General features: G+C 55.9%; 23 protein-coding genes and 1 riboswitch. Of the genes, 9 read left to right on the top strand and 14 right to left on the bottom strand.

Annotated elements, in window-relative coordinates; all coding sequences use genetic code 11:
• Positions 1-130 precede the first annotated feature (130 nt).
• Together lpdA and CA54_RS01120 are read right to left on the bottom strand one after the other, a co-directional pair.
• A complete protein-coding gene (gene lpdA / locus CA54_RS01125; RefSeq protein ID WP_146369043.1) occupies positions 131-1,516 on the bottom strand; it encodes a dihydrolipoyl dehydrogenase in 1,386 nt (461 codons plus the stop codon).
• Positions 1,517-1,692: 176 nt separating this feature from the next.
• Positions 1,693-3,093 (bottom strand): DUF1501 domain-containing protein, encoded by a 1,401-nt coding sequence (locus CA54_RS01120; RefSeq protein ID WP_146369042.1) that lies wholly within the window; start codon positions 3,091-3,093, stop codon positions 1,693-1,695.
• Positions 3,094-3,349: 256 nt separating this feature from the next.
• Here CA54_RS01120 and CA54_RS01115 point away from each other — a divergent pair, with 256 nt between their 5' ends.
• Positions 3,350-3,811: an SMI1/KNR4 family protein gene (locus CA54_RS01115; protein ID WP_146369041.1), complete on the top strand. Its 462-nt coding sequence runs from the start codon at positions 3,350-3,352 to the stop codon at positions 3,809-3,811.
• 248 nt (positions 3,812-4,059) lie between these two features.
• Here the strand turns inward: CA54_RS01115 and CA54_RS01110 are convergent, their stop codons facing one another.
• The 3 genes from CA54_RS01110 to odhB all read right to left on the bottom strand — a co-directional run bounded on the left by CA54_RS01110 (position 4,060) and on the right by odhB (position 6,463).
• On the bottom strand, positions 4,060-4,473 hold the full coding sequence (locus CA54_RS01110; RefSeq protein ID WP_146369040.1) for a hypothetical protein: 414 nt from the start codon (positions 4,471-4,473) through the stop codon (positions 4,060-4,062).
• A gap of 214 nt (positions 4,474-4,687) precedes the next feature.
• Entirely contained in the window at positions 4,688-5,188 is a 501-nt protein-coding gene (locus CA54_RS01105) for a hypothetical protein (RefSeq protein ID WP_146369039.1), read from the bottom strand.
• 87 nt (positions 5,189-5,275) lie between these two features.
• Entirely contained in the window at positions 5,276-6,463 is a 1,188-nt protein-coding gene (gene odhB, locus CA54_RS01100; protein ID WP_146369038.1) for a 2-oxoglutarate dehydrogenase complex dihydrolipoyllysine-residue succinyltransferase, read from the bottom strand.
• Between the two features lie 205 nt (positions 6,464-6,668).
• On the opposite strand from odhB, the gene CA54_RS01095 reads away from it, so the two are divergent.
• Complete coding sequence (locus CA54_RS01095) at positions 6,669-6,938, top strand: hypothetical protein (protein ID WP_146369037.1); 270 nt, start codon at positions 6,669-6,671, stop codon at positions 6,936-6,938.
• A gap of 9 nt (positions 6,939-6,947) precedes the next feature.
• Here CA54_RS01095 and CA54_RS01090 read toward each other — a convergent pair whose 3' ends face one another.
• The 8 genes from CA54_RS01090 to CA54_RS01055 form a co-directional block, all read right to left on the bottom strand.
• Positions 6,948-7,868, bottom strand: coding sequence for a cobalamin-binding protein (locus tag CA54_RS01090; RefSeq protein ID WP_146369036.1), 921 nt, complete (start codon positions 7,866-7,868; stop codon positions 6,948-6,950).
• Between the two features lie 10 nt (positions 7,869-7,878).
• Positions 7,879-8,958 carry an alpha/beta fold hydrolase gene (locus CA54_RS01085; protein ID WP_146369035.1) on the bottom strand — a complete coding sequence of 360 codons (1,080 nt, stop codon included), beginning with the start codon at positions 8,956-8,958 and terminating at the stop codon, positions 7,879-7,881.
• Between the two features lie 125 nt (positions 8,959-9,083).
• Positions 9,084-9,740, bottom strand: a complete 657-nt coding sequence (locus CA54_RS01080) for a DUF6580 family putative transport protein (protein ID WP_146369034.1) — start codon at positions 9,738-9,740, stop codon at positions 9,084-9,086.
• Positions 9,737-10,402, bottom strand: a complete 666-nt coding sequence (locus CA54_RS01075; protein WP_146369033.1) for an adenine nucleotide alpha hydrolase — start codon at positions 10,400-10,402, stop codon at positions 9,737-9,739. Before CA54_RS01075 ends, CA54_RS01080 begins: the two co-directional genes overlap by 4 nt.
• Positions 10,403-10,435: 33 nt before the next feature.
• Positions 10,436-10,771, bottom strand: coding sequence for a hypothetical protein (locus CA54_RS01070; RefSeq protein WP_146369032.1), 336 nt, complete (start codon positions 10,769-10,771; stop codon positions 10,436-10,438).
• A 99-nt stretch (positions 10,772-10,870) separates the two neighbouring features.
• Entirely contained in the window at positions 10,871-11,686 is an 816-nt protein-coding gene (locus CA54_RS01065; RefSeq protein WP_231963102.1) for a DUF1559 family PulG-like putative transporter, read from the bottom strand.
• A gap of 376 nt (positions 11,687-12,062) precedes the next feature.
• A riboswitch (cobalamin riboswitch) is annotated at positions 12,063-12,265 on the bottom strand.
• A gap of 173 nt (positions 12,266-12,438) precedes the next feature.
• Positions 12,439-13,242, bottom strand: coding sequence for a hypothetical protein (locus CA54_RS01060; RefSeq protein ID WP_146369030.1), 804 nt, complete (start codon positions 13,240-13,242; stop codon positions 12,439-12,441).
• A complete protein-coding gene (locus CA54_RS01055) occupies positions 13,220-13,579 on the bottom strand; it encodes a PadR family transcriptional regulator (protein WP_145375397.1) in 360 nt (119 codons plus the stop codon). Before CA54_RS01055 ends, CA54_RS01060 begins: the two co-directional genes overlap by 23 nt.
• A gap of 236 nt (positions 13,580-13,815) precedes the next feature.
• Here CA54_RS01055 and CA54_RS01050 point away from each other — a divergent pair, with 236 nt between their 5' ends.
• From CA54_RS01050 to CA54_RS01030, 5 genes are all read left to right on the top strand, one after another.
• A complete protein-coding gene (locus CA54_RS01050) occupies positions 13,816-14,574 on the top strand; it encodes an RNA polymerase sigma factor (RefSeq protein ID WP_146369029.1) in 759 nt (252 codons plus the stop codon).
• A 385-nt stretch (positions 14,575-14,959) separates the two neighbouring features.
• Positions 14,960-17,119 carry a serine/threonine-protein kinase gene (locus tag CA54_RS01045; RefSeq protein ID WP_146369028.1) on the top strand — a complete coding sequence of 720 codons (2,160 nt, stop codon included), beginning with the start codon at positions 14,960-14,962 and terminating at the stop codon, positions 17,117-17,119.
• Between the two features lie 66 nt (positions 17,120-17,185).
• Positions 17,186-17,596 (top strand): acyl-CoA thioesterase, encoded by a 411-nt coding sequence (locus tag CA54_RS01040; protein WP_146369027.1) that lies wholly within the window; start codon positions 17,186-17,188, stop codon positions 17,594-17,596.
• Between the two features lie 125 nt (positions 17,597-17,721).
• Positions 17,722-18,114, top strand: coding sequence for a BlaI/MecI/CopY family transcriptional regulator (locus tag CA54_RS01035; RefSeq protein WP_146369026.1), 393 nt, complete (start codon positions 17,722-17,724; stop codon positions 18,112-18,114).
• A gap of 1 nt (position 18,115) precedes the next feature.
• Positions 18,116-21,721: a M56 family metallopeptidase gene (locus tag CA54_RS01030; RefSeq protein WP_146369025.1), complete on the top strand. Its 3,606-nt coding sequence runs from the start codon at positions 18,116-18,118 to the stop codon at positions 21,719-21,721.
• Positions 21,722-21,865: 144 nt separating this feature from the next.
• Here CA54_RS01030 and CA54_RS01025 read toward each other — a convergent pair whose 3' ends face one another.
• Entirely contained in the window at positions 21,866-22,858 is a 993-nt protein-coding gene (locus tag CA54_RS01025; RefSeq protein WP_197532108.1) for an FAD:protein FMN transferase, read from the bottom strand.
• A gap of 59 nt (positions 22,859-22,917) precedes the next feature.
• Here CA54_RS01025 and CA54_RS01020 point away from each other — a divergent pair, with 59 nt between their 5' ends.
• Both CA54_RS01020 and CA54_RS01015 read left to right on the top strand, forming a co-directional pair.
• On the top strand, positions 22,918-24,069 hold the full coding sequence (locus tag CA54_RS01020) for a formylglycine-generating enzyme family protein (RefSeq protein WP_231962925.1): 1,152 nt from the start codon (positions 22,918-22,920) through the stop codon (positions 24,067-24,069).
• A 146-nt stretch (positions 24,070-24,215) separates the two neighbouring features.
• Complete coding sequence (locus tag CA54_RS01015; RefSeq protein WP_146369023.1) at positions 24,216-25,571, top strand: Gfo/Idh/MocA family oxidoreductase; 1,356 nt, start codon at positions 24,216-24,218, stop codon at positions 25,569-25,571.
• Positions 25,572-25,576: the final 5 nt, after the last annotated feature.

Raw genomic sequence — 25,576 nt, 5'->3', positions numbered from 1 at the left:
GAAATGAGATGTTAGGTGAGCGTGGTGCCCAACGATCCCAACGGTCGATCGAACGCCGGATTTTACCGACGTATTCGTCATCGGTTTGCCGAATCGGAAAGAGCTTCACAAAAATTCCTGTCTGCTCGGGTTACATATGCAATGCCCGCCCGTCCACCGCCAGTGACGCTTCCTTTACCGCTTCTGCCAACGTTGGATGCGCGTGGCAACAGCGGGCAAGGTCTTCGCTGCTGGCGCCGAATTCCATGGCCACTGCTGCTTCGGCGATCAAATCTCCCGCGTGCGGACCGATGATGTGTGCGCCTAAAATGCGATCGGTTTTTTCGTCCGCCAGAATCTTCACGCGGCCGTCGGTGTGTCCGATTGCTCGCGCGCGTCCGTTGGCGATGAAGGGGAATTCCCCCTTGCGATAGGCGACGTCGGCTTCCTTGAGTTCATCCTCCGTCTGGCCAACCGAGGCGATTTCCGGCGCAGTGTAGACGATGGCTGGAATCGTGTTGTAATTCACATGCCCGTATCCGTTGACGATCCCTTCGACGCAGGCGACACCTTCCTCTTCGGCTTTGTGCGCCAACATCGCGCCGCCGATCACATCGCCGACGGCATAGATTCCCTCAGCCGAGGTGGCGAGATGTTCATCGACAGGCACAAACCCGCGTTTGTCGGTCTCAATGCCGACCGATTCCAGGCCCAACTCTGCTGTGTTCGGTTTACGGCCCACGGCAACCAGTACGCGGTCGCAGTGGATCGCATCGGCCCCGTCGATGTCGACCGTGCAACCTTTGCCGTCGGTCGTCACGCCGGTCACTTTGCAGCCGAGTTGGAAATTCAGTCCTTGCTTTTTGAAGATTTTCAATGCTTCGGTGGCGATGGCGGAATCCATGCCGGGCAGAATGCGATCCAGATATTCCAGAATCGTTACGCTGGCTCCCAGTCGCCGCCAAACCGTCGCCATTTCTAAACCGATCGCACCCGCGCCGATCACCACCAGATGCCCCGGGACTTCGCCATAAGTCAATGCTTCGGTGCTGGTGCCGATGCGGTCTCCATCCAGTTCAATGCCCGGCAATGTCGCCGGCACGCTGCCGGTGGCAATAATGATTTTATCGGCCGTAAGTTCCGTCTCCCCCTCACTGCCCGACACAGTCACCTTGCCGGCAGCAGTGATACGACCGCGTCCTAGGTATCGGGTGATCTTATTTTTCTTAAATAGCGAATCGATCCCGCCGGTCAGCGCGCGGACAACGCGATCCTTGTTTTTGAGCATCTTCCCCAGGTCCAATTGCACGCCGTCGACCATGATCCCGTGCGACGACAGGTCCCCTTTGATCTCGGAGAATTGTTCGCTCGATTCCAACAGCGCCTTGCTGGGAATGCAGCCCACTCGCAGGCAAGTGCCGCCCAGAGATTTATCGAGTTCAATGCAGGCGACGTCCAAGCCGAGTTGGGCAGCACGAATCGCCGCCACATATCCACCCGGCCCGCCGCCGATGATGATGAGGTTGTGTTTGGTCATTTGTTCTTTAGTAGGCTGTTATTAGTAGGCAGTAGACAGAGGGCAGTAAAAAGTGGCCGGTGGTCAGTGGCCGGTGGTGGGTGCATGATCGTCGAACGGCATCGGGGCGCCAAGCCTACGGGCTATGGTCTATAGCCTAAAGCCTACTACCTCACGCCTGTCCCCTCGCGCCTCCGCTAAACCAACTGGCGGATTGGTTGCGGAGCGGTGATGATTTGTTCGACGTCTTTGGGGACGTTGGTGAGCAGGCGGACTTCGGCGATGTCGAATAGCGTGTGCATGACGGTCGCTAACACGTTTTTGCTGCTGATCGGATCCGAGGCGGGTGAGCCAGCGGTGCTGTCCGAACGGCCGACGACTTGGCCCATGTTTAAGCCGCCACCAGCAAACGCCAGCGTGCAGAGATTGCCCCAATGGTCGCGGCCGCCATGTTTGTTGATCCGTGGCGTGCGGCCGAATTCGCCCGTAATGACCAGCAGAATCTTTTCACTCAGACCCCGCTGCGCGACATCTTCAATAAACGCCGAAGCTGCTTTGTCGACCGCCGGGGTGAGCGAACTCAACCCGTCGGCCATCGTGAATTCCTTGCCTCCGCCATGCATGTCCCATCCGCCGCAAGTCACGGTGACAAAACCGCACCCCGCTTCACACAACCGCCGGGCTAACAACATTTGTTTGCCCAAGGCGACCGGTGAAAACTGTGTGGCATAACTGTTCCGCTTTTTAACCGCATCGGTGGGCTCAAATTTGCTGGTGTCGTAGCGAGCGACATTTTGCGGGTTTTCCTTCGACAAATCAAACGCATCCGCCACGCCGCGGGTCAGCACGTCGAACGCCTGTTGTTGAAATTGATTGGCCGATTCCACCACGCTGCCGGAATCAAATCGTCGTCGCAGTAGATCGAGTTCGTTGAGCAACATCCGCCGATCATCGAGCCGGTCCCCTTTGAGGTTCAGCCGCATGTTGTCGATAATTTCGCCACCGGCACTGGGGTCGAACGGTTTATAAACCGAGGACAAACTGCCTGTTTGCGAAACGCGACCGATGTTGTGGTACAGCTTTTTGTATTGGTCTCCCACCGCGCTGGGCGTGACCAGCGCATTTTCCGGCATGCCGGTCTTCGGATTGGTCAACCCGGCGACGCGGGCATACAGCGCCCCCATCATCGCCCCGGTTGAATTTCCCCCCGCCATGACATGCATGGCCGCCGGGCCGTGACTGGAGATGCCGTGCCGATACGACCGCACAACCGCCATTTTGTCCGCCAGCGCCGCCAACTGCGGAAACGACCCGCCGAACGTCACACCGGGCAGCGAGGTTTGGACTTCGCCCGTGATGCTGCGGATTTCCTGCGGAGCGGTCATCTTGGGATCGAACGTCTCAAACTGACTCGGTCCCCCTTGCAGGTTCAGCACCACAACCGATTTGTCCCGCACCGCATGACCTTTCGCTGCCGCCTGAGCCTTGAGCGACAACAACGACGCCATCGACAACCCACCGACAGCAGAGGTTCCGATTTGCAAAAACGAGCGCCGCGATCCTCCACGGCTGCGCGAATCACCAGAAATTGTGAGCATACCTCGACTCCCGAGGGGGTTTGAACGTTGAGCATAGGGAACGCAACAAATCGACGTTTGTTTATGCTACACGATCCGACGGCGTTTGTCGCTATGGAATTGATAGAAAGGGGTGGCCAACTGCTCAGCGATTGGGCGCCGTTCTTCACAAGACGCCTTCTCTCAGTTTACGGGGGTTTGCCACGGTGTTAATAAGGGAAAAGGCAGTGCGACAGAATGCCCCACTTTGCAATTGTTGAATCCACGGACGCTCCCTATGACGTCATTCACCGACGATGAAGTCCTTCAAATTTTTGAGGATCTACCAAATCATCTGGGCTGTTCGCCTGCAGATCTTGATGATGCCGAAAAGGCATTCGGCGCCGTCTTTCCCCCAATTTATCGTCGACTCATGTTGCTCGATGAACGCCGCATGCTTTCAATAGGCTGGATACTTCCTGTTGGCAAACTCGCTGCGTGGAAACGCGATGCGGAACATCTTCTAAAAAATGATGAACACACTTATCGGTTGGAACCCCATCATGTCGTTTTTGCTTGGTATGACATCCACTCATTCTATTTTTTTACCGCCGATGGTAGTGATGATGTCCCGGTATATCGCTTCAACTACTATTCTGACGACGACGATTGGCTCCCAGCTATCGAGTCCACTTCTGTGCGTGAATTTCTCATCAAGCGAATCCGATCGTATTTGAAGCTTAACTTTGCGGACCTTTAATATTGCCAGAATAATCTGACCGCCCAACGGCAGGCTGTCGTAGCATCTGGCAACTTCGTAACCCAGTTAATCCAAATCGGTCCGACCGCAGCGTTCACATTATTGGCCAAAGGCCAATATTCACTCTAGCCTAACAGCAACGCCCTAGGTGTCGAAGAGCGTAATTCCCCCCATTAGCCAACGCCCAACGTCACCCGTGGCGCCGTTCGTTACGTGTTGAATACGGCCTGCGGCCAAACCTGTGCGACTCAAATAATGCCGTAACCGATTTCTTCTCGCATCGTTGACCAGCACGCATTTGGGTCATCGAAGCAGTTTTTGTCGATCGCCAACATGAAATTGCTGAATATTCGAACTCGATCCTCATCCAGAACTTCGTCGGGGATGTTCCACATGTTGACTCTTTCAAAAGATTGCATCATCTGTGGAAACGACGAATTGATGAATATCAATCTACTTGGTTCTAGGAAGTGGACACTTCCCGTTTCAGGATCAACCACGACGGGAACGTCGACATCATTCCTCCCGATTTCAAAATAAGTCCACTCGCCAAATTGATGCGACATGAAATTGAAATCGAGCGAATACCGAACACTCAAGCACTCGAAGTCCAGTGTTTCGCCCGTGCGGCCGATCTGTTTAAGGTATTGTTGACGTTCCATGACGTGCCTCGATTCCGCTGCGCCCACCACATTGGCCAACGGCCAATATCACCGGGTCATGCTTTCGTCGCATTATGTATTTGGCCTTCAGCCAAAACCACGTTCTTGCGCTTCTCCCCTGGGGCGAATGCCCCAGGCTATGGTGTCGTAAGGCCTTCGGCCATACTTTCTAGACGGGAGGCGCTAGTATTTGAATTCACCGTAAACCAAACAATTATTGATTGCCGTAATAGTCTTCAAAAAGGTCATCAAAATCGCGGTAGCCGCACATCCCCAGAGTGGCGAAATGATCAAGGGGACTAAGGAAACGGCGGCGAACCCCCAAAATCTTCAGTGCCCGATTGATGGGTTCATTTGGACCCTTGTTCGGCACGATGACTTCCGTCGTCGCCGGCGCCATGATTTCCGCCGTCCCCTGATAGACGGCGGCTGCTTGCAAGCCGACTCCACCAAAATAGTCCGTTTGGATCACCGCGAACGGTGCTGACCCTGCCACTGACTGGACAATGTGATGTACCACGCAAGAATTCAACAGCGGGACGTCGGCTACATCGTCATGAATACCAAGTCGCTCAGCCCAGGCATCGACGTAGGCCGGTTCGAGTGCGATTACCGTGAATCCCTTGAGGCACGGTACGGTTTTGACGTCAAATTCGCGCGCACGCTTAGCATCAATTTCGCCGGCAACCACCACTGCCGAAATAGAATGACCCATATAAGAGTAAACCTCTTCAGGGCTGAATTACACTACTAACCCTACAGTCTAAGGCCTACTGCCTAAAGCCTGCGGCCAACGGCCGCGTCACACCTCCAACACCAAACGTGCCGGGTCCTCGATCACCTCTTTAATCCGCTTCAAAAAGCTGACTGCTTCGCGGCCATCGACGATGCGGTGGTCGTAGGTCAGGGCGACGTACATCATGGGGCGGATGACGACTTCGCCGTTGACGGCGATCGGGCGATCGATGATGCCGTGCATGCCGAGCACACCGCTTTGAGGCGGGTTGACGATGGGCGTCGAGAGCAGTGAACCGTAGACGCCGCCGTTGGTGATCGTGAACGTGCCGCCTTGCAGTTCCTCGATACCGATTTTATTTTCTTGCGCTCGGCGACCGAAATCGTTGATGTTTTTTTCGACTTCGGCAAAGCTCAGCCGTTCGGCATTGCGGAGCACCGGTACGATGAGCCCCTTGCCGCCGCCCACGGCAATCCCGATGTCGTAGTAGTTGTAGTACACCATCTCTTTGCCGCGGACCTGCGCATTGACCTGCGGGAATTCGTTCAAGGCGGCGACGGCTGCTTTGACGAAGAAGGACATGAAGCCCAATTTGACGTCGTGCTTTTTGATGAATGCGTCTTTGTACCGAGCGCGGGCATCTTTGACGGCTGACATGTCGATCTCGTTGAACGTCGTCAGCAGAGCGGCGTTTTGTTGGGCTTCGACAAGTCGTTCGGCAATGCGGCGGCGGATGGGACTCATCGGCACCGTTTTTTCCAACCGTCCGTTTTCTGAGGCGGCCGTCGCTGGTGTTTGTGGTGACGATTGGGGCGTGTCAGCGGCGCGCTGCACGTCCTCTTTGAGCAGGCGTCCACCCGGCCCGGTCGCGGTGACGTCGCTAGCGGCGATCCCCGTTTCGGCCATCATCCGTGCAGCAGCCGGCATGACAATCTGCTCTCCGGTTGAGGCGGTCTCGGATTTGGTTTTTCTCGCTGCTGCTGCGGTCGCTGCCGGTTCACTGCCGCCGGGATTCTCCACCGGCTCCAATTGCCCGATGATTTCCCCGATCGCCGCTTCCTCACCCGCCTCTTTGGTGATTTTAGTAATAATGCCGCTTTGCGGAGCGGGAACGTCAAACGTGGCTTTGTCCGTTTCGAGTCCGACAAGCGGTTGGTCCATTTCGATCCAGTCCCCTTCGGCGACGTGCCACTCGCCAATGAAGACCTCGTTGATCGATTCCCCCACCGTGGGGACCTTAATATCAATAGACATCAGTATACGTGCCTTTTTGGTGTGTAAGTATCAGTCCGCGCTGCTCAATGCGCATTGTTGATGGATTGCTTGGCTTTGTCAAAGCTTGTCTCGCCGAATTCACAGTCATATCATAGACTCGTTGAATCCCGCTTGTGGTAGTTTCAACGGGTAGATACAAGGGGCTTGGCGACGAACCATGAAACTTTTCCGGAAACAGCGGCAAATGCAATTTTTTAATATTCGCTGGGCCATGATTCTCTGTGTTGCCGCCGTGATCATGGTGGCGGCAAACAAATACGGGCCTTCACCGGCCTTCGCAGCGGATGCCACGCCCCCGGCCGAAGTGCTAAAACCGGCCGACGCACCTGTTCCTCCCTCGCCGGTGGTCGAGTCGAACAATCAGGTGTTCAAAATCACGCTGGCGGCTGTGTGCGGCGTCGGCGTCGCCTTGGCGGTCGGTTCATGGATCTTGTTTCGCAAACGCCCGTCGTAATCCCAATCGTTAAAGCAACACCCAACCGCTGTCGGCGTGGCCGAAATCGAACGTATCGGGATGCAAAATCTCGGCGAAAATCTCCGCCGATTCGACCAACCGGGGACCAGGGCGATTGAAGTATTGATTGCCGTCGGTCACACAAACCCGGCCGTTTTGCACGGCTTGAAGTTGTGACCACTGTGGCTTGTCCATGAGTATTGACATTTCCTTGCGGGCGCGGGGGATGTCGAAACCACAGGGCAGAATCGCGATTACCTCCGGATCGGCGTGGATGAGCTCCTCCCATGTCATCCAGGGCGAGTGCTCACCGGCTGTGCCGAATAGATTCGTGCCGCCGGCAATCCTCACCAACTCCGGCACCCAGTTTCCCGCCGCCATCAACGGGTCAATCCATTCGATGCAAGCGATGGTTGGTTTGTGCGGCAGCGACGTCGTGCGGCTTTCTAGTTCCGCCAAGCGCTGCTGCGCCGTGGCAATCAATTCCTCACCTTGCTGCGGCACATCAATCGCAGAGGCGACAGCGCGGATGTCGCCCCAAACATCTTGGAGCCAATTTGGTTCCAAGGCGACGATATTTGGTTGCGACGAGACCATCTCGCAGACGGCCGCCTCAACATCCTTAAGGCTGACCGCGCAGACTTCGCATTGTGTCTGCGTGATGACGACGCTGGGTTGTAGTTCCTCCAGCATCTCGGGAAACACGCGATACACCGAAACTGCATCCCGCAGAATCGCTTTCACACGGTCGTCGATCTGCCGACTCGTCCCATTAACATCCAGTTTGGCTTCGCTGCAAGCGGGGAGCTGTTCGACTGTGGGGGGATAATCGCATTCGTGCGAACGTCCGACCATTCGATCGGCGCAACCCAGCGCCGCCACAATTTCTGTCGCACTAGCGATCAGTGAAACAATACGATGTTCAGGCATGATCAATTTATCACTTGGCGTTTGGTGGGGAACCATTTTTTGCTTGTTCGACAACACGCAGGACAGCATCGATGACAACGTCAGGCCGATCATTCTGAATGTAATGCCCGGCGTCCTCTAAGGTTTGGTGTTTTGAATGTGTCGACCGACTTGCGAGATCGCGCTGAAGCTTCTCCCAGATTTGGCTGATTTCCATGGCGTCAGTCTCGCCAGTCGTTTCCATTGGCTTTCCCGCACTGAGCACTTCGAGCGGGAGGTCGCCCCAAGGAATCGCCGCATCCGCAGTTTGCCGCATACTTGGGAGTAGTGCCGCCATTTCCTCGGCAACTGCAGTCAATTGAGAGTGCCGAGCGGAGAGCGCCGTCTGTGTGCTTCGAATTGATTTTGGAATGTTGCTTTCATCGTTTTCCTCATCGCTGTCCAACAGACGGACCAGTCCGAATCGGGCGGTCTGGCTGAACAACCACAGCATCTCCTGAACTTGCTCAAACTGCTCGCGCACAGTGGGTGGGAATGTTTCCCATTGCTCTTCGTGGGAGGAATCAACCAGCACAATGCCTTTCACCTCTTCGGGGTAGCGGTACGAGAACATGCGAACGTGCACTCCACCAATTGAGTGGCCGACCAATACATACGGTCCTGCAATCCCCTGCGCCTGCAATGCCGCATGCAGGTCTTGCACCACAGCATCCGAGTCGCGTGGTGCCGGGGCTGGATCGCTCCAACCCAATCCCGCGCGGTCGTAGGTGATCACCTGCGTCGATTGAGCGACTTCCGCTGCAACGTGGTGCCAACCGAGGCTAAATTCGCCCAGACCAGCTTCGAAAATCACCGTCGGCGAGCCATGCCCCTGCACGTGCATATGAATCTGTCTGCCCTCGACATCCACCAATTCGCCCGATGGCGGATAGTTCGTTGCGATGCGTGCCAACGCAAATTGCTCGTACACAAACCCAGCGAACATCAACAGAGCAATAAACAGCACTGTCAACGCGAGTCCCCACTTCGCCAAGCGCATTATGCGACGAGGGCGGCGCGGTTTCGGCTGGGCTGGCCCGCCGTGCGAATCGTGTGGGGAAGGTTGTGTCATGAAGCGCGTAATCGGCTATAACGGGTCGTGACAAGCATGCTACCGGCGACGATTCTTGAGGTAAAGACGAACCGCCGCGGTGGCAAGTGCCGGAATCATGCAGGACGCTTGAATGAATGGCGGTCCTAGTTTTCTTTGGAAAGAATGTTAGCGGTCGGTTGCGTCAGGATCAGTTGAACGACCGCGAACGCCCCGAAAAACAGCGTGGTATAAAACGCATCACCGACAATCGTCGGTCGTAAAAACGGTAAACCGGCGACGTAACATTGAATCAATCCGGCCAACGTATGCGGATACGTCGTGTACATCATCCACATGCCGAAATTTGTAATCAGATAAAATAACAACGATCCGCCCAGCGTCGCCACGCACAAGGGAAACCCACGGCCCGCCGTACGTTTCCAGGCTGTTTGCGGTTCGGATTCGGTATGCTCCCAATTGGCACGGACTCTATGCCCCAACAAAACGTACAGCACATAAGACCCGTAGACAAATGGGATGACGCTGTGAAACGTGTACGTCATCACATCACCCCGCATCAGTCCCCAGGTGATATCACTGAGCAGCATGGCAGCCAGCGGAATGGCAAACGCCCAGCGCGAGCGGCTGAAATACACTCCGGTAAATAAGGCGATTCCCCCCACCGGCGTGAGGTTCCACGGTTGGCCCAACCACCGTAGCAGAGCGGGGAAAACGATGACCGCTGCCAGCAACCAATAGTTGATTTTGGGGCGCGTGTCGGAGGGTTCTATGTGCGGATGACTATTTTGATTTGTGTTCATTGTGGATTCAATTCACAAAATAGAAAGTTGTCGCGGTCGATGACTTCGCCGCGTGAAAAACAAACGGGTTCTCGAAACAACGGTCCGTCAAAAACGAATGAGTGGAATTCCCCATTCTCTCCGCAAGGATCGACGCCCTCGGGGAGATCATTCAGAAACTCGTCGTCGATGATTCGGCCCGCAAAGGAGGCGTCGAGTTTTCGTGGATCAACACACGTGGTGATAGCGCGGTAACCCAGATCGATAAACAACCGAACAAGGTCCGCCGTCTCACGTTGCCATAAGGGAAAATGACATTGCAGAGCATGTCCCGCTAGCTGTCGCTCGCGATACTCCTTGAGGTCTTGCAGAAAAATATCGCCGAATGCAATTGTGTCGATCCCGCTTTGGACGGCTTCTTTCCAGGCCCGTCTCATGGCCGATTCGTATTCGTCGTTATTGGCCTGTGGAGAAATGGCCACTTCCAACAGTGGGATTTCTAGTGCAACCGCCTGGCGGTGCAGCAACTCGCGGCGGACACCATGCATGCTGATGCGGTCGTATCCGGCGGTGATGGTCGTGATCAGTTTCACAACGTCCCACTCCCCGGCGGATTTCAGTTCGTGCAACATCAACAGGCTATCTTTGCCGCCGCTAAAACAGACGTAAATCAATGCGGACATGAGTTGAGTTCTCGTTGCGACCATTCAAGGCCGTTACTCTGGTAGCGGACCTTGTTCCTGCATCGCCAGCTTGTGCTGTGGACAGAGATACCCCGCAACCGGGCCGTTGTGTACATTCGGGGGCGGCACGACATACCAGTGCTGGCACTGCGGACAATACAGTGCCCGTTGCAGCGTCGCGCGACCGGTGTGCGGGTTGACCGCCGGGACCGGTTGCGGCGGTGCGGAAACATAGTTGCCGGTTTCAGAGCAACGATAGACAACATCGACCGGCTTGTCGGCAGGGGGGCCATTGGAACAACCCGTTGCGAATAGCACAGTCAGCGCAAGCGGTAGCAACATGGCTGCCACGGATTTCGAGAGTGACAAATCGACCTCCTGTCAGAAAAAAAGTGCAGGGAATAGCGAAGGACAAACCGCGGCGCCGAGGTGGCGCGCGGTTTTCCTTATTCAGCGTGACTCGCTTCACTATTCGCGGTCGTACAGCTCATCGTCGGGACCAATAAAACCAAGTTCATGGTCTCGATTGGCCTGAACGTCGGCGGGTGAAAACCACACCGGCAATTGAATGAAATCGGGCGTCTTCATTTCCACATGCCCGTCCATGAACGCCACGACGGCTGCGCCGCTATGCCGAAAGTGCACCGAAGGTTGCGTCCTGCTTGGTGGTTCGAGCAACCAGTTTTCTAGAAACGTACCGGTGGGATAGGTCCACGTGTTGTAAATGGCGCTGTCAGAGAACGCGATCGTTTGCGTCATTTGTCGGACAGCATTGAACCGGTAGGTCATTGGCTCGGAACTGACTGTGATCGTCGGCCAACTCCCATAATCGTAGTCCGTCCCTTTGCCCAGATAGTGCCCGTTGTATGCATACCCGCTGGCCATTTGCCCGAAACGAACCACGTCCACATCGGACTCATCGAAGTTGGGACATTGAAACACCGAGCGATTGGTTTCCAAATAGGGAGCCAATATGGCGGACTGGAATTCAAATTGTGTATTAGGGTCCGGGTTCGCGAAATCAACCGTGCCGAACCAAAACTTAGTCGTGCCCCGCACGCTACCCGCACCGATCTGATAAGCGATTTCCTGCGCATCATCAATGCGATACGGCGGCATCATTTCTCCATAAACATCCGCATAATTATGCACCGCCAACACAAGTTGTTTGAGCCGACTGCGGCACTGCGTCCGCCGCGCCGCTTCACGGGCTTGCTGTACAGCCGGCAGCAACAACGCTACCAAAATTGCAATAATGGCAATCACCACCAGCAATTCAATCAGCGTAAAACCACGCCGACGGCCAGTGGAGTGCGTCGGACCGTTGCGGCCAGGTCTCCCGACCTGGCCACTTTCCCGACCGCAGGTTTTCACAGTGCGGGGTCGTGAGACCCGCGCACAACCTAGCTGGGAAACCCGCGCAGAACCAAGCTGGCAATCGCGCTCAGAATTATTCTTCAAACTCATGACAATACCTCGTTGTCAAACATCGCCGCGCACAGCGCGCAGCTTCATCGCGAACGAATTAAAAACGAGGCAAAACAGCGGCGCAATCAGCCGAGACCCGGGGCGCGGAAAAAATCCCTCTAAAGGAGACGCGCAGCAGAATATCGTGCGTGGTCGTGGCGCAACGTCTTTGTCCTCGAAAGAGCCGTTCGCAAAAAAAATCGACGACTGGGCAGGTCTTCTGGCTCTCGGATCGCACTACTGACTGCACCTTCCCGCGGCATCCCGTGCCAACAGTGGTTTGTTGCAGCGTTCGTCCCCGATTACAGCGGCGGGACCGCAACGGATTTGCACCGTTTTCCCTATTCTTCTCCCGAACACCAAGTTACGAGAGACACCCAGGTCTTGTGGCACGTCCAGAGACCAATGTCTCCCAACGTGCGAAGTCCATCCTACCAATGCCGATTCGGTTGTCAATGGCGCGCCGGAACGGGGAGATCGGGTGATTGCGTGGTCCTTAGCTCATAAAAATTGGGGACGGAGCCCACGCTCCCTCCCCAATCACTTGGATCTATAAAACCCGCGTGTGCTTAATGACTAGCTGACATGGGCGCTGCCTGCGTCAGCATCGGCGGTCGCGGCGTTCCGCGTGAATTGCGCCACAAAAACAATCCACATACCGCAAACGGCAACAGCGGAAACAAAATCCGTCCCAGCAGATGCCGGTTCGTCGCAAACGAAATCGTATCCGTCTCCGCAGCGACAGCAGTTACTCCCCAGGCAGGAAACCCAAATCCGGTAGAGAGTTGTCCGTTACCCGGCTGCGTGGGCAGCGCCATTTGCGAATGAAACACGGCAGCGACCAATGTCACGATCAAACCGGCGGCCAACATCCACTTGGGACCCCGCGCCGTCCGTTGTGCCATCCAACAAAGTAAACAGGTCGTCAGCACAAACGGCGCCGCCGCCCAGATATAGAATGCGGTTTCCATCAACAACAGCGTCGTTGATGAGACCGTCGACTTAGTGATGCCCTGCTGTCCGTCGTTGAATTCCTCGACCAGTTCGGCAGTGCATACAAACACCAACATGCAAAGTATCCAACTCAATACCAACATTGGCAACGGTGCGATCAGAAACGTCAAAATCGGATGACGTCCCAGCCACGTCCGCCGGCGATACTCCTCGCCCGCTGCTTGGGCCAACTGTTCCGGTTTCCCGACCCGCTCCACCGGAGCATCGGGTATTTTTGTCGCGTCCATGACGTTCGTCTCCTCCTTGAGACATAGCGCGTGATCGAGCAGCTCATCCATAAGCCGCTCGGTATAAAGCCGCGGCAAGCCTTGCCGGGCGAGTTCCTGTTGTAGTTGGTTATGCCAATTCCGGTCGACCATGCGTCGCGCCCTCCAACACACCGCCGATGGCTGCCACAATCCGCCGCCAATGCGCCTCAGAAGCCGCCATGCGTTTTTTGCCCGCAGCTGAAGTGCGATACGTCACCCGTTTGCGGCCTCCTACGACGCTCTTTTCGCAGGTCAGTAGCTTTTGCGCTTCCAGCTTATGCAGCAGTGGATAGATACACCCTTCGCCGAATTCCAATACTTGGTCGGTCGACTGTTTAATTTCCTGCACGATCTCATAACCGTACATACTCCGCCGCGACAGGAGTCGCAAAATGAGTAGTTCCGGCACACCGTTGAGGAAGTCAGGATTGGTTCGTTTGCGTGTCATGGCGGGGGTGATACCTTTTAGTTCGAGGTATGTCAACCCGAAGCTTTCCCAAGAAAAGTCACCCTCGTCCGAATGTCTTTCCAGCCGACCGCTGGCGGTCTTGCGCCGGGTCCCACTGGCGGCTTGCCCGCCAGTGCTGGATCACAGCCACGACAGAAATCCCAAATAACCCGCCGCTCAGAAGTTTTCCCAAGTCCAATCACGTACCCGATTCATAGCGTGTTACAATACCCGGCATGCACACCGAACACCCCAGCCCATCACCGGTCCCACACCGCGCCGCGTTCGCCACGACGCGGTGGAGTGTCGTGTTGGCCGCCGGGCAACGTTCCTCACCCGCCGCCGACGATGCGCTTGCGACGTTGTGCCAAACCTATTGGTATCCCTTGTATGCATTTGCGCGGCGCCGCGGATACGCTCCGGAAGATGCGGCAGATTTAACGCAAAGTTTCTTCGTCAGTTTGATTGACAAAGGTTTTCTGCGGACCGCCGACCAACAGCGCGGTCGGTTTCGTTCGTTTTTGCTAACGGTATTCAAGCGGTTCTTGTCACACGAACATGAGCGGCAGCAGACGCAGAAGCGGGGTGGTGGACGGTCACTGTTTTCGATCGACGTCGCCGTGGGGGAACAGCGGTACCAATACGAACCCACCGATGATTGGACGCCCGAAAAGATCTACGCCCGTCGTTGGGCATTGACGCTGCTTGACGACGTGATGCTGCGTCTGGAAGCGGAATATCAACAGAAGGGCAAAGCGGACTTGTTCGCGCAATGCAAAATCTATCTAACCGCCGGCACACTCGCTCCCGCGCACGCGGAGGTCGCCGAAAAACTAGCGATGACCCCCGCCGCCATACGCGTCGCCGTGCATCGCCTACGACAACGTTATAAGGAACTGCTCCAAGAAGCGGTCGCCCAAACCATCGGCCCAGAAGAATCCATCACCGAAGAAATTACCCGCTTGCGCTTAGCCGTGCGTGGTGGTGGAGCGTAACAATATTTCACACCGTAGGCGTCTGACATCATAGCTCAGGGTCGCGAACGAAGTGAACGCACCCTGGGTAGAAACAAGCGGGACAGGCAACCCTGAAGGGGTTGTTCAATTGATCATCCCTTCTGAATTCACGTGCACAACAGGTCAGGAACCCCTTCAGGGTTCGGCCAACCCAATTCGGATTTTTCCCAGGGCGGCGCCGCTTTGCCGCTTCCCCTGGGCTATGTTGATGAACCCCTGCGGGGTGATTTTGAATCGACGTTCCATTCGGGTGAACGCGTTCAGGGCGAGAAAATTTCAAAATATTTCTGTAACATTATTTGGGGAATCCGCAAGTAAGGGGTGTCCACTCGTGCGAAGTTCTGATATTTGAGGCGAAAATATCATGGCGACTCTTCCCCAATGCCCGACTTGCGGCTGTGAAATGGCTTTTGACTTTCCGTCGGGGCTTTGCCCTGATTGCCTGTTTGCAGCCGGGCTGAATGATGACGACGGTGGCAATGATGGTGCCAGTTCCGCCGAAGCAGGGTTGTTGGTTGTGAAAACTCCACCAGCGGGCGGCTTCGTTCCGCCGCTCCCGACGTTATTGGCCAAGCATTTTCCACAACTGGAAATCCTCGCGCTGCTAGGGCAGGGGGGGATGGGAGCGGTCTATACGGCGCGGCAGAAAAAATTAGACCGGCTCGTTGCGTTGAAAATCATTCGCCCCGAATCAGCCAACGACCCCGCCTTTGCCGAACGCTTCAATCGCGAAGCCCGCACGTTGGCTCGCCTCAGTCATCCCGGCATCGTTGCTGTGCACGACTTCGGTGAAGTCGTGATGTCGCAGTCGGATCTCGGCGAAGAAACGCCCAGCGCGTTGTATTACTTCGTGATGGAATTTGTCGACGGTGCCAACTTGCGGCATTTGATCGCCGGCGGGGATCTCTCTGCTGTGCAATCCTTGGCCATCATTCCGCAGATCTGTGACGCACTACAATTCGCACATGAAGCCGGTGTGGTGCATCGTGACATCAAACCGGAAAACATTCTTCTGGACCGCAGTGGCCGGGTGAAGATCGCCGACTTTGGTTTGGCAAAGCTCGCCTCCGGTTCGGAATTAGACTTTACCCTGACCGGCACGCATCAGGTGATGGGGACGCCGCTGTACATGGCCCCCGAACAGATGGAGGGTTCGAATACTGTCGATCATCGCGCCGATATTTATTCACTCGGCGTGGTGTTCTATGAAATGCTCACCGGCCATCTTCCGCTGGGACAGTTTGATCCTCCCTCGCAGCAAATCGAAGTCGACGCCCGTTTGGATAAAGTCGTGCTGCGCGCCTTGGCCCGTGAACCGGATCGCCGGTACCAGCATGCCGGTGAAATCAGCGAGCAGGTGAATCTCATTCGCGGTATCTACAGCAGCGAGGCGCTCCAGAGCATTCAAGAGTTGGGCGGCGTCTGGCCGGGAGTCTCGACAATTTTTGAAGGCGCAGTCGGAAAAGTCGCCGGCGGCGTGCGGCCCAGAGCGATTCGCCGTTTCTTTGCCGCCCCAGCGGTCCCCGGCGTCGCGGCGGCGATTCTCAGTGTGATTGGATTCCTGCTGGCGTTTATTCCTTGGGCAAACAACACTCGGCATTCTAACAGTCACGGTTTGCATAGGTTCGGCTACGACCATTCGATCAGTGTTATTGTGACGGTTGTGTTTTTCGTCCTCGCATTGGCCATGATCGTTGGAACCACATCCAGAAAACGACCTTGGTGGCGGCCCTGGATTATTTTTCTCGCTAGCGTGACCTCGTTTTGTTTTGTTTTGCTGTATGCTGATGTGTGCCTGGATCGCACGGACGCAAACCCAAGCGTCGGATTCCTGATGGCCCTGGGGATCAGTATGGCCTTGATGATTGTTGGAACCTGGGATCTAAAGTATTGGCTACAACGACGTCCCTCAACTGAACGACACAATTCATTACAGCAAGCCATCAGTGCCGCGGGACGTGCAGTGCCATACTCAGCATCAACGTCGCCATCCACGATATCGCGCAACACCGGCCGTGATTGGGTGTCGTTGACGCGGCAGCAGGTCGAAACGGAATTGCTACCCGACGTCTGCATGGTCTGCGGAGTACCGGCGTTTGAACGCGTCAACCATACGTTCACTGATTATGGGATGTGTAAGCGAGTCGGCGATTATGGATTTATGAGAACGACACGCATGCGCATCCCTTGCTCGGTCTGTCCCAAACATCGCCGTCATTGGCGGCGGTTACTCAAATGGGCAATCAGTGGTCTAATCGGAGTATCGCTATTAACCGTAGTGACATTTATGATCTTAGCCGACGCCTATTGGAATGATCCAGACGTAGTCGTCGGGGGGACGATCACAGTGGGCACCCTTGCTGTCATTCTCTGGATCAGTGCCATCCTCTATATCGCTTGTACGCGTGTCAGCGCCGAATCTATCACTGACCAGCACATCAAACTGCAACGCGTATCTCCTGAGTTCGTGGCGGCGGTCTTGCAAAAATGGCCGGAGAATGCTTCCGCTGCTTCCACCGGTTGACGTCGACGGTTGCGAAACGTTTCAATGGCTGCCGTCACCCATTCACATCCCCAGACGAGCAGTCTCATGTCCAAATTGGCCTTCGACCTCGAAATCTATTCCTACCAAATCGATTTCGCGCAGCACGTCAGCAACATCGTCTATATCGAGTGGATGGAAATCGGACGGCTGCAATTGCTCAAGGCGATGGGCATGCCGCTCGACCGAATCGCCGAGCAAGGCTTTCATCCGATCTTGGTCGAGACGCAAGTCAGCTACAAAAAGCCATTTTTTTTGGGCGAAGCCGTTCGCGGGCACGTGTGGGTCACTGGACTCGCCAAAGTCTCCGTCTGGCTAGAGTTCAGCTTCGCCGACGAGCAAGGCGAAACCCGCGCCACCGGCCGTCAGCGCGGCCTATTCGTCGATTCAGCTACCAGCCGCCCAAAACGTTTGACCGCCGAGCAAGCCACGATCTTCGAACGCTTCAGCGACGAGTGATGCATCGCGGGAGACTACGTGCGACGTTTTCAGTCGATGTCGATTGACGACGGCAGGGAGTGCTACTACAATCGCATGTGCTACTGTGGTAGCATTTATTGAAGGGTTGAGGAGCATCGCTGCACATGAAGAAGAAACCGGCCAATCAACCGCTCGGACACCGTGAGCGGCAAATTATGGATGCCATATTTCGGTTGCGAGAAGCCTCCGTCCAAGAGGTCTTGGCGGAAATTCCCGATCCGCCCAGCTATTCGGCGATCCGTAAGATGATCAACGTCTTGGAGGAAAAGGGGCTGTTGGTTCACCGCCGCGACGGGACCAAATACATCTATCGGCCGACCACATCCAAACAAACCGCCAGCCGGTCGGCGGTCAAGCATTTGCTCACGACCTTCTTTTCTGGAACGGCCACCGATGCGGTGAACACCATTCTTGATGTTTCGTCGGCGAACATGTCCGATGAGGATTTCGACCAACTGCGGGAAATGATCGATAACGCGCGCAACAAGGGGAAATAACATGCTGCTCAATTCCACGACGTTGGCATTGGTTTTAGAGTTCACCCTCAAGTCGAGCCTACTGTTTCTCGCTGCTGCATTGGCGGCGTTGTTATTGCGACGGCAGACTTCCGCCCTGCGGCATCGCATTTGGTGTTTGGCATTCGCTGCAGCGGTGTGCCTTCCCCTGCTGTCGCTCATCATCCCACGATTCCAGCTGCCGATCCTGCACCCGGCAACTGATCCCGCAATCGCGCCGATCGATGTCACCGTGGCCAACGATAGTCCGCAGGGTCCCACGGATTTGAGCGAACTAAAATTCTCGACAATGGCACCCACAGATTCTGACACCGACGAGATATTACCCTCGCCACACCCGTCGGACCTCGATCAACCCCATGTTGCGCAGGTCCTCGCACAGCATGCGTCGCGCAATCAAGATGTCGCGGCAATCGGCGTCGCTCCAAAATCGAATTCCGCCGCCAAGTGGGGGCTGATGATCTGGTCGATCGGCTGCGTATTGGCGGTTTTCCCCCTTCTACTAGGTGCGGTCCGCCATGAACGGATCTTGTCGGCCGCTGTCATCGCCAATGATTCTGATTGGCAGCGCGAATTGCAGGACTGTGCAAATCAATTGGGCTTAAAACGTCCGATTCGGTTATTCATCGCCAATGACGACACGATTCCTATGACCTGGGGCATTTTTCGGCCCGTGGTCTTGCTGCCGTCGAGTTGTGCGCAGTGGAATCTGCAGCGGCGGCGGGTCGTGCTGTTGCATGAGCTGGCCCACATTCAGCGGTGGGATTGTCCGGCACAACTGGTGGCCCGTGTCGCTTGCGCGGTGTATTGGTTCAATCCACTCGCTTGGTACGGTTTGCACCGTCTGCGGAGTGAATGCGAGCGCGCCTGCGACGACACCGTCGTCAATGCCGGCCAGCGCGTCATCGACTATGCCACTGAACTGGTCGACATTGCCGCCGCCTATCGCATTCCGCGTATGCCGGAGGCGGTTTGCATGGCTGGACAATGCCAATTAGTAGAACGCGTCGCTTCGATGCTCGACCCGTCCCGCGCGCACACGCCGCTTACCCGCCGCGGAGCATTGAGCACGATTTTGGCAACCATGGCACTATTAATGGCAACGGCGATCATTCAACCAGTCACCCGTATCGTCACAGCGGAAGAAAACGCCCCACCCGCCGCCGATTCAACGGACAACGCCAAACCCACAGCCGAGACGAAACGCCCAACGACCGATGCGCTCGGGGACCCACTGCCCGACGCGGCCCTGCTCAGAATGGGAACGATCCGCTTCCGACATCCTTCCAGTGTCGTCGATATGGCGCTTTCCCCTGATGAAAAAACCGTTGTCAGCATGGACGAAGAATTTATCGTCTGGGATGCGGTCACGGGCAAGGAACGCTGGCGAGGAAATACGCAAGATTTCGGATACCGTCTGCCACACGCCGCGTACGGTAATCGCGCAATCGTCTTTGCGGCGGACAGTCAAACATTTTATACGCCCGGCCGTTGGAACGAAATCGTCGCCTGGAATGTCGCTACCGGTGACCATGAAGTGATTATCCTGAAAGACGAGCAGCCAGAGCCGCGACGTCCGTTAGGACATTACAGTTCCCTTTCCATTGACATGACACGCGACGGTCAAATGTTTGCCTACGGCAATAAATCGAGACTGGCAGTGAGCAACAATGCTGGACAAGTCCTGTATGATATCGCCAATAATCCTGAAAATCTCATCAAACCCCAAGACATGAATCGGGACCGCTTGCACGCTGGCGGTGACTTTAGCTACGGCCGGTTTTCGCCCGATGGCACGGTCTTAGCCGTGGTGAACAGCGAATCCCCCAAAGAAATCCGACTACACGAGGCTAAGACTGGCAAAGAACTCCGGCGGATTCCCGTCACCTCGCTGCTCGTCCGTTTGGCGTTTTCGCCCGACAGCAAACAAATCGTCGCCACCGAACGGGACAGCGCGGTTCGCCTGTATGAAGTCGCCACCGGCGAAAAACTATGGGACTACAAAATCGAATTGAAAAATAAGGCGGAAAGTTATACTAGCGCTGTCGCCTTCAGCCCGGACGCCGAGACGATCGCTGTCTGCGCGCCGATTGGATCCGATCACGACATTCACTTGCTCCGGGCAGCTGACGGAAAACGCTTCGGCAAGCTGATCGAACATGGTTGGAAACCGTGGGCGGTCGCCTTCACAGCCGACAGCAAGACGCTGTTTTCCTCCGGCTGGGGTGGTGAGATTTACCGTTGGGATGTCGCCACACAAAAACAATTGACCTTGCCCGGCGCCCTTCGCGCGGGAGGGGCCTCGGCTGCGTCACCCGACGGAACAGCGGTGGCCTTTTGCGACGGCGAGGGAACGGTGCACGTGCTCGATCTGCCCGGTGGTGGCGAGCGGCAGCAACTGAAAATCCCGGGGACATACTTTTCGCTATTGACCTTCTCTCCCGATAGTCGGCAATTAGCGGGGGCGGGAGTCGCGGGCGATCAGGTGCAGACCACCGTGTGGGACCTGGCGGCGAGTGAAGTCGTTCACCGCTGGGATTGGCCCAAAGGCCACGATACTCATTCAGACTTCACCGACCTTTGCTATTCACCCGACGGGCAATTATTAGCGGCTGCGGTCTTCCGTCAGGACACAGGTTACATTTGGAATCTGACGACTGGCGAGCAGTTAGCCAAGCTCCCGCACCAAGAAATCCACGGACTCTCATTCAGCCCCGACAACCGCACATTAGTCACAGCCGGCTGGGATAAAATGGTCCGTTTTTGGAGCACTGAAACTGGAGAGAAGCTCCGCGACTTCAACATCGGCCAGTTAAAAGACCCTAAACTTGAAGGCGATATACGGATGCATTCGGTCCGTTATTCACCGCAAAGTAATCTGCTGGCGACTTTGCATTTGGACAGCCTCGTACGCATCTGGGATGCGGATGACCTGAGTTTGATTTCGGAAATTGACAATGAGGCATCCTTTAGCCAAGGTGGCACGGGGTTCTCACCCGATGGGCAGTGGTATGCCACCGGGGATCGAAAGGGACAGGTGCGGTTATACGATCCGCTCACCGGGCAAATCGTCTGGGAGCGGGGTCGACATCAAGACAGCACCAAAGCCCGGGGATTCGGCGGCAATGGGGAAACATTAATCAGCAGTGGCGACGGCGTTTGCTATCTGTGGGACCTGGAACCGGCCGAGCTTCCACTCGACAAATCCGTCGATGAACTTTGGAAAGATCTAAGCGGCGAAGACAGCCCCGCGGCGTATCGCGCCATCTGGGCCTTGTCGAAACAGCCGCAAGCTACAGTGAAACTATTTGGCAAAAAACTGCGGGCCGTTGAGGACGTCGTCGACATGAGTCGCGTCGGCCTGGACCTGTCCGATGAGGAAGCAAACCGCCGCAAACGCTTGAAGCGGCTCATGGTCGCCAAAAAACCAAGGATGGAAACCTTACCCACCGTTCAACGCGCGATCTCCTTGCTAGTGCAAATCGGCACGCCCGAAGCGGTCGCGTTGATCGAGAAACTCACCATCGCCAACAACAAAGCCGTCAACCAATCCGCCAAACACGCGCTATCACGAATCGAGAAACGCTAAACGCACAAGTCATAGGGGGTGGCCCCGAAAGATTCTTTCGGGGCGGCGCAGCCGCCGGAGCCACTACCTTGTACTCTCTCGCAATTCCGAAAACTCTCCCACCGACTTCGTCGGCCCAGATAGAATCTATCTGGGTCACCCGCGTTATTCGTCCGCTGGAAATGCCTTCGAGGCATGCACGACCGGTTGGTCCTCTTCGAGCGTAACAATGAGCGCCGAAGTCCCGCAGGTTTTCTCAATCAATGCCAACCCTCGCTCGACACCCAACACGCTCACCGCTGAGGCCAAGGCATCGGAGGTAATCCCGTCGGCGGCGATCACCGTTACGCTGCTCCGCTCGGTGAGGCCGTAACCGGTTTGGCGGTCGATGATGTGTGAATAACGTTGGCCGTCGATTTCCACAAACTGCCACGCATCCCCCGATGTGGCGATGCCCGCGTTTTTGAGTGTCACAAATCGGCTGGGCGGACCGTCTCGTTTTTGTAGCGGAGCCATGCCGATGCGCCACCCATCTTTGCCCGGCGGCGGGTCCCCGACAACGATATCACCGCCGGCGTCAATGAGCGCGCGGGACACGCCATGCTTCTTCATTTCACCTAGCGCTTGATCAGCGGTATATCCTTTAGCGATCCCCCCCAGGTCAAGCCGCATATTCGGTTTAATCAGTCGTACTTTTGAACTCTGGGCGTCGAGAACGACGGATTCGTATCCCACTGCCGCACGGGCCTCGGTAAGTGCTTCCGCTGTGGGGAGTTGCCTTTTGCGGCGCGCCTTGCGCCACAGTTTGACCAGCGGTCCGACGGTGACGTCGAAAGCACCGTCGGTTTTACGAGAAACGCGTAACGAATGTTCCAGTACGACCTTGAGGTCTTGAGAGACCGGAATGTCGCGGTCACTTCCCGCTCGTGCGCAGAGTTGCATTAACTCGCTGTCGGGGTCGTAATCGCTTAGAATTCGGTCCAGTTGTTTAAACCGCGCAAAAGCGGCTTGGGCGGCATGTTTTGCGGTATCATCGTCGGTCGCATATAATGAAATCTTGACCGGAATACCCATGCGGATACGTTGAAATTCGTATCGATGCCAAGTTTCCGGTGCGTTGGGATTCGCTGACAACAGAAGTACACACAACAACGTCACCAAAATCTCACCTCGAGTCTCTCAGTTTTACGAAATTAGCCATCACTGTTGGAAACCGAATGAACCTACCTACCACACTATGCCGACTTGCCGGTTCACGGCAAGTCCACTGCCGCTCTCGCAATGTGAGCACGATTCTTTCTCGCCTGATGCGTGTGCAATCACCGTCAGCTTGGTCCTTTCTTATCGCTGCTGTCGTGACCCTCAACGTTTTGACCGCCGCGAACGCCGCTGATAAAGAAACAGCCGCTGCGGATGCCAAAACCGAAAAGGAAATGAAACCCTACAAGCAAACCATCACCGGAACCGACGTCACTTTCGAAATGCTACCGATTCCCGGCGGAACCTACACCATGGGCAGCCCCGAGGATGAAGCCGATCGGTATAAAGACGAGTCTCCACAACGAGAAGTGAAGATCGAACCGTTTTGGATGGGCAAATGCGAAGTCACTTGGGACGAATACGACATTTGGTCCTTCAGTCTGGATCAAAAAATTCGCAAAATCCGTGGTGTTGATCCGACGGAACGCGACAAAAAAGCGGATGCGGTGACACGTCCCACGCCCCCGTATACCGATATGACGTTCAGCATGGGGCACGATGGCTTTCCCGCGATCTGCATGACGCAATTGGCGGCAAAGACTTACTGCAAATGGCTCAGCGAAAAAACTGGCCATTATTACCGACTGCCGACCGAAGCCGAGTGGGAATACGCCTGCCGCGCCGGCACGACGACAGCGTTTTCCTTCGGCGATGATCCGGAAAAAATCGGCGACTACGCTTGGTATGGCGATAACAGCGACGATCAGTATCAAAAGGTCGGCAAGAAAAAACCAAATCCCTGGGGCCTGCACGATATGCACGGCAACGTCAACGAATGGGTGCTCGACCAATACCAGGAAACCTATCCGGCCCCCGACAAATCCGTTCAAGGACCGCTGCTGGGGCCCTTGGTTGTCGCCACGGAATTGTACCCCCGCGTGGTTCGCGGCGGTTCCTGGGAAGATGATCCAGCAGATGCCCGCTCTGCGACACGTCGCGGTTCTGAGGAGGATTGGAAGTACCAGGACCCGCAAATCCCGCAAAGCGTCTGGTATCATACCGATGCGCTGTTCGTCGGATTTCGCGTCGTGCGACCGCTCCGCGTACCCAATGACAAAGAACGAGCGGAATTAAAACTCGATGCAAAAAAGGTCGTCAACCAGCGTTGATGTTGCGGCCCGACGGTGATTACCAGATAATATACGGTGATTGCTTAGGCTGTTTTGGCGGATGACAAACCACACAGTTCGCCGCTCGCCGACGTAGAGAATAACTGTCCATCCCTATTTCTTTGATGCCAAATGGAAGGCCGATTATGTCCGAAAAGTCTAACGAATCCTCAACAAGGCGTGATTTTCTGAAGGCTTCGTCGGTCGTTGCCGCCGGCGCAGGCGTATTGGGTAACCTCAGTTTCGCCTCGCAGGCATTTGCCGCCGGCGACGACACGATTCGCGTGGGACTCATCGGTGCCGGCGGACGGGGACGCGGTGCTGCCTCGCAGGCGCTTTCCACCGAAGGCAATATCAAATTGGTGGCTATCGCTGACGCTTTCTCCGACCGACTGGAAGATGGTCTGACGCACATCAACGGGCAAATGCAGAAGAACAAGACGCCCGAGCGTGTGGATATCGCCGAAGAGAACAAGTTCGTCGGTTTCGATGCCTATCAAAAGGTGCTCGATAGTGACGTCGATGTGGTGATTTTGGCCACCCCGCCGGGATTTCGTCCGATTCATTTCGAAGCGGCCGTCAATGCCGACAAGCATGTCTTCATGGAAAAACCGGTCGCTACCGACGCACCGGGCGTTCGCAAAGTCTTGGCAGCCGCCCAAGCCGCTAAGCAAAAGAACTTAGCCGTCGGTGTCGGATTGCAACGGCATCACCAAAAGCCGTATCTGGAATTGGTCGATCGCGTACATAACGGCGCCATCGGCGACATCGTGGCCATGCGGGTTTACTGGAATGGCGGCGGCGTCTGGGATCCGCGTCGGACGCGCGAAGAATGCTCCGGAGAAATGGAGTACCAAATGCGGAACTGGTACTACTACACGTGGTTGTGCGGCGACCACATCGTCGAGCAGCACATCCACAACCTCGACGTCGGCAACTGGCTGATGAAGGCCAACCCCGCCACAGGAGAGGGTTATCCCGTTTCCGCGTCTGGCATGGGGGGACGGCAAGTTCGCACCGACAAAAAGTACGGCGAAATCTTCGACCATCACGCAGTCGAATACGTGTACGACAACGGCACGCGAATGTACAGCCAATGCCGGCACATGCCGGGTTGTCCCGGCAACGTCACCGAGCACGCGCACGGGACCAAAGGGGTTGTGCATCTAGGTGGCCGGGACTACTCCATCGAAGGTGAGAACAACACCAAATTCAAAGGCAAGTATCGCGATCCTTACCAAGTCGAACACGACCAATTGTTCGCCGCCATCCGCTCCGGCACGCCCTACAGCGAAGCCGAACGCGGCGCCTATTCCACGTTGACGGCCATCATCGGCCGCTTGGCGACTTATTCCGGGAAAGAGATCAAATGGAATCAAGCCCTCAATTCTGAGATCAGCTTGATGCCCGAGACTTATGCCTGGGACGCCGCCCCGCCGACACTGCCCAACGAGCACGGCGAATACCAGATCGCGCATCCCGGTTTAACGAAAGTCGTCTGAACCGG

This window comes from Symmachiella macrocystis (assembly GCF_007860075.1).
GTDB lineage: Bacteria > Planctomycetota > Planctomycetia > Planctomycetales > Planctomycetaceae > Symmachiella > Symmachiella macrocystis.
The sequence above is the reverse complement of the archived record's forward strand: the minus strand, read 5'-3'. Positions and strand labels throughout refer to the sequence as shown.